This is a genomic window from Actinomadura rugatobispora (assembly GCF_055379765.1).
The window spans coordinates 5,176,235-5,190,204 of the sequence record NZ_AP029191.1; the positions used below are offsets into that span (position 1 = coordinate 5,176,235).

The 13,970-nt window shown below is 70.0% G+C and carries 13 protein-coding genes, 1 tRNA gene and 1 pseudogene; 5 read left to right on the forward strand and 10 right to left on the reverse strand.

The window, feature by feature from the left end:
- Positions 1-61 precede the first annotated feature (61 nt).
- The 4 genes from ACZ466_RS22900 to ACZ466_RS22915 all read left to right on the forward strand — a co-directional run bounded on the left by ACZ466_RS22900 (position 62) and on the right by ACZ466_RS22915 (position 5,191).
- Positions 62-700, forward strand: coding sequence for an RNA polymerase sigma factor (locus tag ACZ466_RS22900; RefSeq protein WP_378293146.1), 639 nt, complete (start codon positions 62-64; stop codon positions 698-700).
- A complete protein-coding gene (locus ACZ466_RS22905) occupies positions 697-1,869 on the forward strand; it encodes a CU044_5270 family protein (RefSeq protein ID WP_378293144.1) in 1,173 nt (390 codons plus the stop codon). Before ACZ466_RS22900 ends, ACZ466_RS22905 begins: the two co-directional genes overlap by 4 nt.
- A gap of 302 nt (positions 1,870-2,171) precedes the next feature.
- On the forward strand, positions 2,172-4,331 hold the full coding sequence (locus tag ACZ466_RS22910) for a (Fe-S)-binding protein (protein ID WP_464043932.1): 2,160 nt from the start codon (positions 2,172-2,174) through the stop codon (positions 4,329-4,331).
- A gap of 116 nt (positions 4,332-4,447) precedes the next feature.
- On the forward strand, positions 4,448-5,191 hold the full coding sequence (locus ACZ466_RS22915) for a ZIP family metal transporter (RefSeq protein WP_378293110.1): 744 nt from the start codon (positions 4,448-4,450) through the stop codon (positions 5,189-5,191).
- Positions 5,192-5,240: 49 nt separating this feature from the next.
- Here ACZ466_RS22915 and ACZ466_RS22920 read toward each other — a convergent pair whose 3' ends face one another.
- From ACZ466_RS22920 to dcd, 4 genes and pseudogenes are all read right to left on the reverse strand, one after another.
- A complete protein-coding gene (locus ACZ466_RS22920) occupies positions 5,241-6,119 on the reverse strand; it encodes a glycine betaine ABC transporter substrate-binding protein (protein WP_378293108.1) in 879 nt (292 codons plus the stop codon).
- Between the two features lie 29 nt (positions 6,120-6,148).
- A pseudogene (locus ACZ466_RS22925) lies at positions 6,149-6,886 on the reverse strand (ABC transporter permease); the annotation flags it as partial.
- Between the two features lie 127 nt (positions 6,887-7,013).
- Positions 7,014-8,213 carry a quaternary amine ABC transporter ATP-binding protein gene (locus ACZ466_RS22930; RefSeq protein WP_378293104.1) on the reverse strand — a complete coding sequence of 400 codons (1,200 nt, stop codon included), beginning with the start codon at positions 8,211-8,213 and terminating at the stop codon, positions 7,014-7,016.
- Between the two features lie 203 nt (positions 8,214-8,416).
- Entirely contained in the window at positions 8,417-8,992 is a 576-nt protein-coding gene (dcd, locus tag ACZ466_RS22935; protein WP_378293102.1) for a dCTP deaminase, read from the reverse strand.
- An 85-nt stretch (positions 8,993-9,077) separates the two neighbouring features.
- Here dcd and ACZ466_RS22940 point away from each other — a divergent pair.
- Positions 9,078-9,151: transfer RNA gene (locus tag ACZ466_RS22940), tRNA-Gly, on the forward strand.
- 88 nt (positions 9,152-9,239) lie between these two features.
- On the opposite strand, the gene ACZ466_RS22945 is transcribed toward ACZ466_RS22940, so the two are convergent.
- The 6 genes from ACZ466_RS22945 to ACZ466_RS22970 form a co-directional block, all read right to left on the reverse strand.
- Positions 9,240-10,574, reverse strand: coding sequence for a tyrosine-type recombinase/integrase (locus tag ACZ466_RS22945; RefSeq protein ID WP_378293100.1), 1,335 nt, complete (start codon positions 10,572-10,574; stop codon positions 9,240-9,242).
- A complete protein-coding gene (locus ACZ466_RS22950; RefSeq protein WP_378293098.1) occupies positions 10,574-10,831 on the reverse strand; it encodes an excisionase family DNA-binding protein in 258 nt (85 codons plus the stop codon). The genes ACZ466_RS22945 and ACZ466_RS22950 overlap by 1 nt, the downstream gene beginning before the upstream one ends.
- On the reverse strand, positions 10,828-12,222 hold the full coding sequence (locus ACZ466_RS22955) for a replication initiator (protein ID WP_378293096.1): 1,395 nt from the start codon (positions 12,220-12,222) through the stop codon (positions 10,828-10,830). The genes ACZ466_RS22950 and ACZ466_RS22955 overlap by 4 nt, the downstream gene beginning before the upstream one ends.
- A gap of 102 nt (positions 12,223-12,324) precedes the next feature.
- Positions 12,325-12,615 (reverse strand): hypothetical protein, encoded by a 291-nt coding sequence (locus ACZ466_RS22960; protein WP_378293094.1) that lies wholly within the window; start codon positions 12,613-12,615, stop codon positions 12,325-12,327.
- The gene (locus tag ACZ466_RS22965; protein ID WP_378293092.1) at positions 12,615-13,004 is read right to left on the reverse strand and encodes a hypothetical protein; all 390 of its coding nucleotides are present in this window, start codon (positions 13,002-13,004) and stop codon (positions 12,615-12,617) included. The genes ACZ466_RS22960 and ACZ466_RS22965 overlap by 1 nt, the downstream gene beginning before the upstream one ends.
- Before the next feature lie 23 nt (positions 13,005-13,027).
- A complete protein-coding gene (locus tag ACZ466_RS22970; RefSeq protein WP_378293090.1) occupies positions 13,028-13,783 on the reverse strand; it encodes a DUF2637 domain-containing protein in 756 nt (251 codons plus the stop codon).
- Positions 13,784-13,970: the final 187 nt, after the last annotated feature.

Here is a 13,970-nt window from a genome sequence, read left to right on the forward strand (position 1 = left end):
CCCGTCCCACTTCCTGGTGTCAGAACACACCGAAGACAAGGGACGGACGGAGGTGCGGGCGATGACCGTTGGATCCGGAGGATCCGGAGCGCCCGGGGAACCGGGGGAGTCCCGGGACGCCGGGCGCTTCACCGCGATCTACGACGCCTGCCGGCAGCGCGTCTGGGCGTACGCCGCGGCGCGTGCCGGGCGGCAGGCCGCCGACGACGTGGTGAGCGAGACGTTCGCGGTGGCGTGGCGCCGGCTGGGTGACGTGCCCGAGCCGGCGCTGCCCTGGCTGCTCGGCGTCGCCCGGAACGTGCTGCGCGACCGCTACCGGGAGGAGGCCCGGCGCGCCGCGTTCACCACCGACTTCGCGGACGAGCCGCCGCCCGGCCGGGGCCGGGGCCGCCAGGGCCTCGCCGGCGCCGCCGAGGATGACATCGCCGAACGGGTCGCCGAGCGGCTCGCGGTGCTGCGCGCCATGGCCGCGCTGCCCGAGGGCGACCGGGAGATCCTGATCCTCGTCGCCTGGCAGGGCCTGTCCCCGAAGGACGCCGCCAAGGTCGTCGGGTGCAGCGCCACCGCGCTGCGCGTACGGCTGCACCGCGCCCGCAAGCGCCTGCTGCGCGCGGTCGAGGACGGCCCCGTGGAGGCCCCAGCGGACGGGGTCGCCCCCGCTCGTTCCCGCGTTCGGATGGTCAGTAAGGAGATGTCATGAGCCGCGACGTGATGCGGACCCTCACCGAGGCGCGTCCCACCCACCTTGACCCGGACGCCCCGGTCGACGCCGGGACCCGGGCCGCGGAACTGGCCCACGCCATGGCGCCCGCCGCCGCCCGCGGCGCCGCGGACCGCCGGGTGGTCCCGGGACGGCGCCGCGTCGCCCCGCTGTGGGGCGGCGGGCTCGGCCTGGTCGGCGCGGCCGCCGCGGCGGCGCTGGTCATCGCGTCCACGGGCGGCGGCGTCCCCGGCGACGGCGCACCGGGCGGCGACGGCGGGCCCACCGCCGGGCAGTTGGACGCCACGTCGGCCCGCACCGTGCTGCTCGCCGCCGCCGCGAAGGCGGAGACGGCCCCGGCGACGGGCAAGTACTGGCGCGTCCGCGAGATGTACCTGCTGCCGATCAAGGTGGGGCCGAAGGACCGTCCCTACACCGTCGAGGACGCCCGCATCTCGGAGCAGTGGACCGCCCGGAACGGGAGCAACTGGAGCGGCCACCGCACGGTGGGGGCCAAGCCGAAGACCCCGCAGGACGAGAAGGCGTGGCGGCTCGACGGCTCCCCGGCGCGATGGACCCTCGGCATCGGGGACACCGTCGACAAGCGGCCCGTGTACGTCCAGACCAAGCCGGAGCGGGGGACCCTGGTGAAGGTGGCCGGGTCCGCCGGCCTGCAGGTCCCGATCGCCGGGGACAGGCCGTCGTTCGCCGACCTGGAGAAACTCCCCACCGACCCGGCGGTTCTGCGCAAGCTCGCCGAGAAGCGCGCGCTCAACGACGGCGGCAGGGATCGCCTGCACGCCGCGAACGAGCAGGTGAGGCAGGTGTTCGCGGCGGGCAAGCTGCTCGACCTGCTGACCACCGCGCCGGTGCCGCCGAAGGTGCGGGCGGCGGCGTTCCGCGCGCTGGCCGACATGCCGGTCGTCCGGTCGGAGGGCCGGGCCGTGGACGGGCGCGGACGGCCCGGCGTGGCCTTCTCCATCGTCGCCTCGTACGGGACGAGCTCGACCGGCACCCGGCTGATCATCGACCCGGGCACCTCGCAGGTCCTGTCGGAGCACGTGATCAGCAAGGTCAAGGGCGGTGCCGTCCCGGGCAAGGAGCGCACCACGCTCTACCTGGGCGCGGGCTGGACCGACGAGGCCCCGAGGCCCCCGGCCCTCCCCTGACCCGCCGCTGAGAGCGCCGGTCGTACCTTCTCCGGGTACGGCCGGTGCTCTTTTGTGAGAGGGCCCAGCGAGGGCCCGTCACGGGCCGCCGGCGTCCCTGTTCGGCGGTTTCCGGGACGGACGGGTTTGCCTGGGATAAGGCCGCGCGTATATACACCGGTCACAAGTGGTACATCACGTGGCCGGTTCGCCTCGGGAGACGCATAAGCTACTGCCGAGTAGTATTCGGGCCCCGGATGAAGTGCGATCTGTCGCGAGCCCTACGCTGACAGCCAACGCCCGTACCTCAGGAGGACGGAACTGTGCAGTACGCGATCACGTTGATCGTCGGGCTCGTCGGTGTAGCGGTGGCGCTAGCGCTGGCGGGCCGGCGGGTGAGGTTCCTGTGGGATCTGTTCAAGAGCGGTCAGCCCGACCCCGATCGTGTTCTTCAGCTCAAGCGTGACAAGAAGAGCGGTGTGGAGGGGCAGGTCACCGAGGTCCTGGGGCAGCGCAAGCTGCTGAAGTGGACGGTGGCCGGTGCGGCGCATCTGGCGGTGATGTGGGCGTTCCTGCTGCTGATCACCGTGTACGGCGAGGCGGGCGTCCAGCTGCTGTTCGGGTTGCACGCCCACATCCCGTTCCTGCAGACCTGGGGGCCGATCGGGTTCGTCCAGGACACGATCGCGCTGGCGTGCCTGGCCGGTCTGGCCACCTTCGCGCTCATCCGGGTGAGGAACTCGCCGAAGAAGCTGGACCGGGGGTCGCGGTTCAAGGGCTCGCACACCGGCGGCGCGTGGCTGATCCTGTTCATGATCTTCAACGTGATCTGGACGATGCTGGCCTTCCGCGGCATGGAGGTCGCCAACGGCAACTTCTCCTACGGCAGGGCCGCCTACGCCTCCTACGGCGTCGGCCGGCTGCTGGAGAACATCGGCGAGCCCGACAGCGGCCTGCTGAACGGGCTGGAGGCCTTCTTCCTGCTGGCCCACATCGGCGTGGCGCTGATCTTCCTGGTGATCGTGGTCAACTCCAAGCACCTGCACATCTTCATCGCGCCGTTGAACGTGATGTTCAAGCGCCGCCCCGACGGGCTGGGCGCGGTGCAGCCGATGATGAGCCGGGGCAAGCCGCTGGACTTCGAGGAGGCCGACCCCGACGAGGACACCTTCGGGCGCGGGAAGATCGAGGACTTCACCTGGAAGGGCTTCCTGGACATGGCGACCTGCACCGAGTGCGGGCGCTGCCAGTCCCAGTGCCCGGCCTGGAACACCGGCAAGCCGCTGTCCCCGAAGATGGTGGTGCTGGAGCTGCGCGACCACGCCTTCGCCAAGGCCCCCTACATGCTGGCCTCCGAGGAGGAGCGGGCCGCCTTCACCGACGAGCAGAAGGCCGCCATGCAGGTGGACAAGGAGCTGGTCGGCGAGGACGGGGTCATCCACCCCGACGTGCTGTGGTCGTGCACCAACTGCGGCGCGTGCGTGGAGCAGTGCCCGGTCGACATCGAGCACATCGACCACATCCTGGACATGCGCCGCTTCCAGGTGATGATCGAGTCCTCGTTCCCGTCGGAGGCGGGGGTGATGCTCAAGAACCTGGAGAACAAGGGCAACCCCTGGGGCATGTCGGAGATGAAGCGCCTCGAATGGATCGAGGAGCTGGACTTCGAGGTCGAGGTCGTCGACGACAAGCTGTCGGAGGACACCGAGTACCTGTTCTGGGTCGGGTGCGCGGGCGCGCTGGAGGACCGGGCCAAGAAGACCACCAAGGCGGTCGCCGAGCTGCTGCACATCGCCGGCGTCAAGTTCGCCGTGCTGGGCCCGATGGAGGCCTGCACCGGCGACCCGGCCCGCCGCCTGGGCATGGAGTTCGTGTTCCAGATGCTCGGCCAGCAGAACGTCGAGACGCTCAACGACGCCGGCGCCAAGAAGATCGTGGCGACCTGCCCGCACTGCTTCAACACCCTGGCCAACGAGTACCCGCAGATCGGCGGGGACTACGAGGTCGTGCACCACACCCAGCTGCTGGCGCACCTGGTCGAGGAGGGCAAACTCACCCCGGTCACCCCGATCGAGGAGAACATCACCTACCACGACCCCTGCTTCCTGGGCCGCCACAACAAGGTCTACAAGCAGCCCCGCGACATCATGGCCACCGTCCCGGGCGTCAAGACCCAGGAGATGCACCGGCACAAGGACCGCGGTTTCTGCTGCGGCGCCGGCGGTGCGCGGATGTGGATGGAGGAGCGGATCGGCAAGCGCATCAACACCGAGCGGGTGGACGAGGCGCTGACCACCGACCCCGACACCGTCTCCACCGCGTGCCCGTTCTGCCTGGTGATGCTGGGCGATGCCATCAACGAGAAGAAGAACTCCGGCGAGGCCAAGGAATCGCTGGAGGTCGTGGACGTCTCCCAGCTCCTCATCCGCTCCATCAAGGGCGAAGGCACCGCCAAGGAGAAGCAGCCCGCCGCCGCCGAGTGACCGACGGACCAAGGCCCCCGGCCCCCGCCCCTCGCGGCGGGATCCGGGGGCCTTCGCGATCGCGACACGCGGCCGTCTCCGCGCGTACGGGGCCGGACGACTGGTAGGACCGTCCCATGGCGGCGGTGGTCCTCTCGGCGGTGGCCTTCCTGATGACCCTGACCGGCGGGCTCGTCGCGATGCGCGTACGGGACCGCCGGCACCTGGTGCTGGGCCTGGCCGGCGGGCTGATCCTCGGCATCGTCGCGTTCGACCTCGTCCCGGAGGCCCTGGAGGAGTCCGAGACCAGCCTCCTCGGCGTGCCCGCCCCCATGATCGGCTTCGCCGCCGGGTTCCTGCTGCTGCACGTCGTCGAGCAGTCCGCCGCCATCCACCGGGCGCACGAGGGCGAGTACGCGCCGCACGTCCACGCCCACGCGGGCCCGGGGAAGGGCGGGCTGCTGGCCGCCTGTGCGCTCGTCGGGCACAGCTTCATCGACGGGCTCAGCATCGGCCTCGGCTTCCAGGCCGGCCACGACGTCGGCGTCGTCGTCGCCCTCGCCGTGATCGCGCACGACTTCGCCGACGGCTTCAACACCTTCACCGCCGCGTCCCTGAACCGCGCCGACCGCCGTCCCGCGCTGATCCTGCTGGCCGCCGACGCCCTGGCGCCGATCGCGGGGGCGCTGGCCACGCTGCTGGTGACCGTCCCGAAAGCGGTCCTCGGACCGTACCTCGGCTTCTTCGCGGGCGTCCTGCTCTACCTGGCCGCCGCCGAGATCCTGCCCGAGGCGCACAGCCGCCACCCCCGCGTCCTGACGCTGTGCGCCACCGCGTGCGGGGTCCTCGCCGTCTTCGTCGTCGTCGGCGTCGCCGACTGACACAAGGGCATGGGCCGCCCGAAACGTCGGACGGCCCATGCGGGGGAGGTCAGCCGGTGATGTTCTTGGTGAAGTCCGGGTTGGCCTGCACCCACTCGTTGACGGCCTGCTCGGGCTTGCCCTTGTACTTGTTCTCCATCAGGTCCTCGAGCGTGCCCAGCTGCTTGTCGTCCATCCGGAACTTCTTCAGCCAGCCCGCGACCTCGGCCTGGTCCTTCGAGAAGTCCTTGCGGCCGACGATGTTGACGCCGTCGGGCTTGCCCATCGCGCCCTTGGGGTCGGTCAGGTCGCGGATCGGGAACTTCGCGTACGCCCAGTGCGGCCGCCACAGCGTGACGACGATGTCCTTCTTGGCGTCCGTGGCCTTCTTCAGCTCGGTGAGCATCGCCGCCGTCGACGACGTCGTCACCTCGTACTCGCCCTCCAGGCCGTACGCGGGAAGCATGTCCTCCTTGGACACCCGGTACAGGCCGGAGCTCTTCTCGATCCCGATGATCTTGCCGCCGTAGGCGGACCCCTTGCCCTTCAGGTCCTCCAGCGACTTCAGCGGCGAGTAGTTCGGCACCGCGATCGTCAGCGGCGCCTCGTCGTACCAGATGCTGATCTTCTCGAGCTTGTCGCCGTACTGCTTCCAGTAGTCCTCGTGCGTGCCCGGCAGCCACGCGTCCAGGTAGAGGTCCACGTCGCCCTTGGCCATGCCCGCGTACAGCGGACCGGCGTCGAGCATCTTCACCTCGACCTGGTAGCCCTTGTCCTGCAGCATCTTCTGCCACAGCGCGGTGGCGGCCTCGCCCTCCGCCCAGCCCGCCACCGAGCCGATCACGATCTTCTTGTCGCCGGATCCGGAGTCGTCACCGCCGCCGCAGCCCGCGGCGGTCAGCCCCAGGGACAGCACGACGGCCGCGACGGTCACACCTTTGAAGCGCATGCTCGGAACGTTCCTTTCGGTAGATCGAATCAGGTCATCTGCGCCATCGCGCGGGACACCGCCGTACGGTCGCCCAGCGCACCGGTGACCCGGTCCAGGAAGATCGCCAGCACCACCACGGCCAGGCCGCCCTCGAAGCCCTGGGCGATGTCGACCCGCTGGATGCCCTCCAGCACCTCGTTGCCCAGGCCGCCCGCGCCGACCATCCCCGCGATGACCACCATCGACAGCGACAGCATGATCAGCTGGTTGATCCCGGCCATGATCGACGGCATCGCCAGGGGGATCTGGATCCGGGTCAGGATGCGGCCCGGCGGCGTCCCGAACGCCTCGCCGGCCTCCACCATCTCCGCGTCCACGCCCCGGATGCCCAGCTCCGTCAGCCGCACCCCGGGCGGCAGCGCGAAGATCACGGTGGCGACCACGCCGGGCACCACCCCGATGCTGAAGAAGAAGATCGCCGGGATCAGGTAGACGAACGCCGGCATCGTCTGCATCAGGTCCAGCGCCGGCCGCACCACCCGGCTCACCACGTCGTTGCGGGCCGCCGCGATCCCCAGCGGGATCGAAATGACCACCGAGACCAGCGCCGCCACCAGCACCAGCGCCAGCGAGTCCATCGCCGGCTCCCACAGCTCCATGCTCTCGATCAGCCCGAAGCCCACCAGCGTGAACAGGCCCAGCCTCCAGCCGCTCAGGAACAGCGCCAGCAGCGCGAACACCGCCGTCAGCACCAGCGCCGGCGGCGCCGTCAGCGCCGCCGTCAGCCCCTCCACCGCGCCCTCGACCGCCGCGCCGATCGCGTCGAACAGCCACGACACGTTGTCGGTCAGCCAGGTGACCAGCCCGTCGAACCAGTCGCCCACCGGCACCCGGGGCAGCTCCGCCGCCAGATCACCGCTTCTCAACGACACTGCCCTCCTCGCTGATCACATCGGCCACATGGGTGTTGATCGCGCCCAGCGCCGCCAGCAGCGTCACCCTCGGGATCACCCCGAGCAGGATCCCGTCGGCGTCCGCCACCGGCACCGGCAGGTCGCTCTCCGCGCACCGGGCGAACAGATCGGCCACGGGGGTGTCCGGAGCCACCGGCTCCAGGTCCTCGGGATCGATCAGCTCGTCCAGGGTCTGGACGCCGTCCTGCACCGCGTCGGCCACCGCCGTCCCGGTCACCTTCCCGACCAGCCTGCGGTCCCGGCCCACCACGAACGCCGCCGACGTCTGGTGCTCGCGCATCGTGCGCAGCGCCGTCCGCGGCCCGGTGTTCGCCGGGACGGTCACCAGCGGGTTCTCCATCACCGACCCCGCCGTCAGCACCCGCGTCCGGTCCACGTCCGCGACGAACTGCGCCACGTAGTCGTTCGCCGGATCCGTCAGGATCTCCTCGGCCGTCCCGATCTGCACGATCCGGCCCTCGCGCATCACCGCGATCCGGTCGCCGATCCGCATCGCCTCGTTCAGATCGTGGGTGATGAACACGATCGTCTTGTTCAGCCTGGCCTGCAGGTCCAGCAGCAGATCCTGCATCTCACGGCGGATCAGCGGGTCCAGAGCACTGAACGCCTCGTCCATCAAGATGATGTCGGTGCCCGCGGCCAGCGCGCGGGCCAGCCCCACCCGCTGCCGCATCCCGCCCGACAACTGCCCGGGCAGCTTGTCCTCCCAGCCGGTCAACCCGACCAGCCCGAGGAACTCCCGCGCCTTCTTGGCACGTTCCTCTTTCGGGACGCCGCGGACCTCCAGCCCGTACGCCGCGTTCTCCAGCACCGACCGGTGCGGGAACAGCGCGAAGTGCTGGAACACCATGCTGACCTTGTTCTGGCGCAGCGCCCGCAGCGGCTTGCCGCCCAGCCGGGCGATGTCCCGGCCCTCGATCTCGATCGTCCCCGAGGTCGGCTCCAGCAGCCCGTTCAGCATCCGGATCAGCGTCGACTTACCGGACCCCGACAGCCCCATGACCACGAAGATCTCGCCCTGCTCGACCGCGAACGTGGCGTCCACCACCGCCGCGGTCACCCCCAGCCGGCGGATCTCCTCAGGCGCCGCGCCGGCGCCGAGTTTTCGCTGTGCCTCGGCGGCCTTGCGGCCGAACAATTTGGTAACGCCTTGTGCGCGGAGTATGGACACGGTCTCCTTCCGGGTTTCCGCGCACCCGCGCGAAAACGTCTCGCTCGGCATCGTCCGGAAAAGAGCCGGTCAACCGGACGTCAACCTCATGCGTCGAACGAAACTACCCGTACTGGGAGAATCTTTCACCTTTTGGTGATCTGCGTCACATTAGCCCACGACCTGCGAAGTCACACCTTCGTCCGGTGGAAGTTCAGATACGACCGCGACGGCGTCGGCCCCCGCTGGTCCTGGTACCGCGACCCGTACTTCTCCGACCCGTACGGATGCTCCGCCGGAGAACTCGTGCGGAACAGGCACATCTGCCCGATTTTCATCCCCGGCCACAACTTGATCGGCAGCGTCGCCACGTTCGACAACTCCAACGTCACGTGCCCGCTGAACCCGGGATCGATCCACCCCGCCGTCGAGTGCGTCAGCAGCCCGAGCCGCCCCAGGGAACTCTTCCCCTCCAGCCGCGCCGCCAGATCATCGGGCAGCGCGAACACCTCGTACGTCGAGGCCAGCACGAACTCCCCCGGATGGAGCACGAACGCCTCGTCCCCGCCGACCTCCACCAGCCGCGTCAGATCGCTCTGCTCGATCGCCGGATCGATGTGCGGGTACTTGTGGTTCTCGAACACCCGGAAGAACCGGTCCAACCGCACATCCACGCTCGACGGCTGGACCATGCCCGGGTCATAGGGGTCGATCTTCACCCGCCCGGAGTCGAGTTCGGCCCTGATGTCACGATCGGAGAGCAGCACGTCAGAAAAGCTACCGGCTCCACGTCCCGTCCCGCGAACCCCCCACCGTCCGGTACGATGTCCAAGGCACGGTGCCCAGCACCACGCGGGTGTAGTTCAATGGTAGAACTTCAGCTTCCCAAGCTGACAGCGCGGGTTCGATTCCCGTCACCCGCTCCACCACGAAGGCCCAGGTCCGGGACATGATCCCGAACACTGGGCCTTGATCGTTTTCGCGTACGCGGGCACTCGTGCCATTAGCGTGCCATTAGGCCACCGGCACCAGAGCACCCGCCGCGCCGTCGTCGTCCTGGCCCCGCTCAGCTTGGACCAGTGCGTCAAGCCCGTCCGCGATGGCACGATCCCCCTTGGCTGACCGGTGCTGATACCGGAGAGCCGCCCGCTCGTTGTCATGGCCCATCCGTGCCATCAGGTTCTTGAGCGAGACGCCCATGTCCGCGGCCAAGGTGTTGCCAGTGTGGCGAAGGTCGTGGAAGTGCAGATTCGGCACGCCCAACGCGCTCGCCACGTGGCTCCAGCGCGTGAGCTTGTTGAAGCCGCTACGCCGCAGTGGCCCGCCCTTGATCCCCGTGAACACGAGCGCATCGGTGCCCGGCCGGACGTACTTGTTCATGTGGGCGACCAGGTGAGGGACGATCGAAGCCGGGATGGAGACCGTACGCATCCCCGCCCGCGACTTGGTGGGGCCGAGGATCATCTCTCCGTTGGCCCGCTCGACGTAGGCCGCACGTACCCGAACGGTCCGGTTCACGGTGTCGATGTCGCACCGCCGCAGCGCGGTCACCTCGCCCCACCGGAGACTTGCGAACGCGGCGAGCAGGATGAAGGCCCGAAGCCGGTCGTCCTGGACCACGTCCGCGCGCCCCTCCTCTGCCAGCTTCCAGAGGACTCGCTCAGCTTCCAGACGGGTCGCGAAGGTTTGCGGGAACCGTCGCATGACCCCGTCTTTGATCTGGTAGCGCAGCCGGTACTCACCTGAGTCCAGCTTGCGGATGTTGCCGACCGGCCGCACGCCGACCCGTTCCGCCAGCTCGAAGACCTGGACAACCGTCAGGGTCGGTCGTTCGGGAGCGTCCTCAGTGCCGGCCCCGCGCACGCGACACGGGTTCCGAGTGAGAATCTTGTCTTCATCCACGGCCGTCATGAGCACGGCCCGGAGCAGCCGGTACGCCTTGGCGCGCGAAGTCGCCGAGACCCCGGCATCGGCCAGCGCCGACAGCCAATCCCGGATCATCGGTGTGCTGAGCTGGCCGAGGGCGACCCCGCCGAGGTGCGGGGCGATGTGCTTGCGGAGCAGCCAGACATACAGTTCCCGAGTGCGGGGCCGCAGCTTCTGACGCTGCTCTATCCACTTCGCGGCATAGTCGCCGAGCCTGACTTTGGCGCGCTCCGGATCCGTCCATTCCCCGCTGAGCATCTGGCCCTCGATCAGCGTCAGATAGCGGTCCGCGTCGCGCTTGGTGGCGAACGTCTTGGGCGCGGTACGAATGCGCCCGTCCGGTCCCGGATAGCGCACCTGGTACCGGCCCGAGGGCAGCTTGCGGATGTTGCCGAAGCGCCGGTGTCCGTCCTTATTGGCCATCAGGCAGCACTCCAGATGTCGGAAGCGGTCATGGGCTCGACCAGTCCGGCCGAGACGTATTCGCGGAGCGCGAACTCCGGGATGCGGATGTGTCCGCGCTTGCCCGGCTCGCCGAGGCGGACGAACTGGATGCGCCGTTCGGCGACGAGGCGTCGAGGGAAGCGCGGTGAGGTGTTGAGGAAGGCGGCGGCTTCAGTGATCGTCAGCAGCCGTTCGTTCAGATCGATCGAGGGCGCTTGAGTCCTGGCTTTGCTCATGCGGCTCTCCTGTCGGTCGTCGCGGGAGGAGGGAGGGGGCGTCCGGTGAGCGCGGCAGTGACGAGGGCTTCGCCGCGCGTGAGTCCCTGGCTGTGGAAGCGCCATTCGCCGAGGGCGACGACCAGCGCGGAGTCTTGGTCGTCCGGCGGTTGCCAGCCGGGATGGTGCTCGCGGACGTAGGCGATGCGCGCGGCCCGGAGCGCGCCGAGAGTGGTGGAGTAGCGGCGGGATTTGGTGGAGAAGTGGCCGCGGAAGCCGAGCATGTGAGCCCACTGGGCGAGCCGGAGGTCTGCGAACTCTTCCAGGGCGCCCAGGCGGAGGCATTCGTTCATGAGCCGCCGGGCGTGTGGCGTGATCGCGAGCGCGTCCAGGTCGTCAGTGGGGCGAAGGCGCCGGTCGAGCGTGCCGACGCACTCAGCGGCCTTGGTGGCGTATTTGGCCACGTAGCCCGCTACGGCCTGTTGCGTGAGGGTGCCCGAGGTCGTGATAGCTCGTACGTCCACCTGTGAGCCCGAGCCCAGTGACCGGGCCGGAGTGCCAGGAGCGGCCGGGGTGGTGACGGAGACGGCGGCCGCAGCGTGCCGGACGGCGTCGTCCAAGAGCCGGACGTTTGCCCAGCCGGGTGGGGGTGTGGTCGGTCCGGTGGGGCCGTCGAAGCGGATGACGGCGTGGAAGTGGACGACGCCGCGCCGCTGGTATTCGGCGACCTTGGCGAAGGAGACCGCCAGCGTCTCGCGGAACTCCTTCTGCGTCAGTCCCGCAGCCTTGGCGAGGTAACGGCGCAGCGCCAGCGTGAAGCGTCGCCACAGCTCCGGAGCGAGGGCGTTGAACAGGACCGACCCGGCGTGGTCGTAGCAGTCGGGGCAGAGCGGTTCACCGAGCCGAGGGTCATCGGCGGAGTGCCGGGCGCCGCAGGAGGCGACGATGCCATGGGGGCATGGTTTGGCGTTTCTGCGGGGGTGGCAGCGCTCGACCCGGCCGCCGGCCTTTTCCCGCCGTGCGTGGACGGGCCCGAACGAGGGCGCGGTGAGGGTGACGAACGCGGCGGGGTGTCCCGGCACGGTGTCGGGTACGCCTTTGCCTCCGGCTAGGCCCGCGCGGATGAGTTGGTAGGTGTCGGCGCGGTAGATCTCGGCGCAGGCGGGGCAGCGGGAGGCCCGCCGGGTCTTGCAGGCCACCGGGAGCGCGCCGTCGGGTTCGGTGTCGGTCGTGTACTGGTGGAGGAGTTCGCCGGTGCCGGTGTGGACGTGTTTGACGGTGCCGGTGAGGAAGACCGGTTGTGAGCAGCCGCCGGTGGCGCGGGCACGGGCGGCCCAGCGGTCGAAGTCGGGTCGGTCGATGATGCGCGCCATCAGCCGGGCGTCGGTCGGCGTGATGACAGGGTGAGGCACGATGGAGGGGTCTCCTAACCGGTTCGGTCCGGGTGAGGGGATGGCCCCCGACGTGGCGCGTGTGCTTGGCGGCTCGTGCGGCCACGCCGGGGGCGCTCAGGGTTAGGGGCAGTGCCCGAGGCCCGCGCAGTGGGGGCACATATCGCCGTAGGCGTCGACGCCGGTCCCGCCGCAGCTGCAGCAGCGCCACCACTCGACCGGCGGTGCCAGCGGACGCGGGAAGGCGATGGCCGTTCCGGTCGCGGGATCTTGCGCGGTGACCTCGTGCGAGCCGCAGGCGGGGCAGGTGGGCCCGCCCCGCAGGGCGAGCAGGACCATCCATTTCAGGCCGGTGGTGGTGACGTTGCAGGCGCGGCACCGCAGCCGCCATACCGCCAGGTACTCGTTGATCATCAGGCCGCCTCACCCTCGAAGCTGGCCGTGATGTTGCTGTGGTAGCTGTCTGCCGCCCTGTGCTGCGCCATGCGACGGGCCGGGATATGGACAGCTTCGTAGGTGACCGGGCCGAAGTGGCGGCGCGTGATGTAGTGGCCGCCGTCAGCGGTCTCGTCCCAGACCGGGACGCCGAGCAGTTCGGCGATGCGGTCGATCTCGGCGCGCTGGCGAAGGTCGGTGGTCCTGTTGACGCTCACGCCGGAAGGGATGCTCAGCGTCCAGTTGAACCGGGGGACCGGGAGAGCCGGGTTGGCCTCCAGGAAGGCGGCCAGGTCGAGCAGGCCGTCGATGATGCGGTTGCGGTGGGCGGTCTCGTCGGCGTCGGGGGCGAAGGCGTGGTCGGTCATGGTGATCTCCTGGGTTGGTGTGGTCAGGCGGGGGTGTCGGTGCGGAGCTGGCGGAGGAGGTCGGAGGCGAGTTGGTTGGAGACGCCGAGTCGGCCCCGGAGGGCGTCACGGGTGATCGGGCGCCCGTGCTGGGCCTTGCGCTCGTCGGCCACGCGGCGGGCGAAGTCCAGGAGCGGAGCAGCCGGACGAGGAGCCGACTCGGCCGCGGGGACGGGGATCTCGGTTTGCTCGTCCTGCACGGCCGGGAGTTCCGGGCGGGACTCGTCCTCGACCACGGGGACCGGCGACTCGGCCGGGACCGGGAACGCGGTCGAGGTCGAGGGCGAGTCGTTGGGACGGCCGAAGGACGGCGGGACGGTCAGCGCGTCCGAGGACGGGACGGCCGGCACCGCAGGACGGGACGCGGACGAGCCGGAGGCGCGGCGTTCCAGCATCGAGACGGCGACCAGGAAGGCACCGGCCGGGGTCGCCGCCGACAGCCAGCCCCACACCGACGGTTCGGCTTGCGCCAGGTTGGCGGCCAGGCTGAGCAGGATGCCGCCGACCAGGACGAGCGTCGGCCACGACAGCCGCGCCGTGTCCCGTCCGGTGCGCTTGTCCCGCTGACGCTCGCGGGCCGCCATCACGCACGTCAGGTCGATGCACACCGCGACGGCCCAGGCCATCCAACCGCCCTGACCGTGTTCGGCAGCGGTATCGCGGATGTGAGTGAAGGACCCGGCCGCCGCGATCGCGGCCAGGACCAGCACCGGCCCCGTGTCCGCCACGGCACCCAGCACGCGCCGACTCACCGCGCGCCCTTAACGGCCAGGACGGGCGAGGACGACGCCCAGGACGAGCCGGGGACGGCCCCAGGACGGGGACGGAAGCAGGCCGCTCGCGCGGACATGGACACCTCCAGGACGGGTTTCGGGCATGGCAGGGGTAGGGACGTGGCGCGATCAGGGCCCGCACCGAGCCGGAAAG

Coding starts and splice junctions, on each gene's coding strand:
- ACZ466_RS22915 (WP_378293110.1), top strand. CDS start 4,448: ATGGCGGCGGTGGTCCTCTCGGCGGTGGCCTTCCTGATGACCCTGACC.
- ACZ466_RS22900 (WP_378293146.1), top strand. CDS start 62: ATGACCGTTGGATCCGGAGGATCCGGAGCGCCCGGGGAACCGGGGGAG.
- ACZ466_RS22965 (WP_378293092.1), bottom strand. CDS start 13,004: ATGACCGACCACGCCTTCGCCCCCGACGCCGACGAGACCGCCCACCGC.
- ACZ466_RS22920 (WP_378293108.1), bottom strand. CDS start 6,119: ATGCGCTTCAAAGGTGTGACCGTCGCGGCCGTCGTGCTGTCCCTGGGG.
- ACZ466_RS22945 (WP_378293100.1), bottom strand. CDS start 10,574: ATGGCCAATAAGGACGGACACCGGCGCTTCGGCAACATCCGCAAGCTG.
- ACZ466_RS22905 (WP_378293144.1), top strand. CDS start 697: ATGAGCCGCGACGTGATGCGGACCCTCACCGAGGCGCGTCCCACCCAC.
- ACZ466_RS22950 (WP_378293098.1), bottom strand. CDS start 10,831: ATGAGCAAAGCCAGGACTCAAGCGCCCTCGATCGATCTGAACGAACGG.
- ACZ466_RS22960 (WP_378293094.1), bottom strand. CDS start 12,615: ATGATCAACGAGTACCTGGCGGTATGGCGGCTGCGGTGCCGCGCCTGC.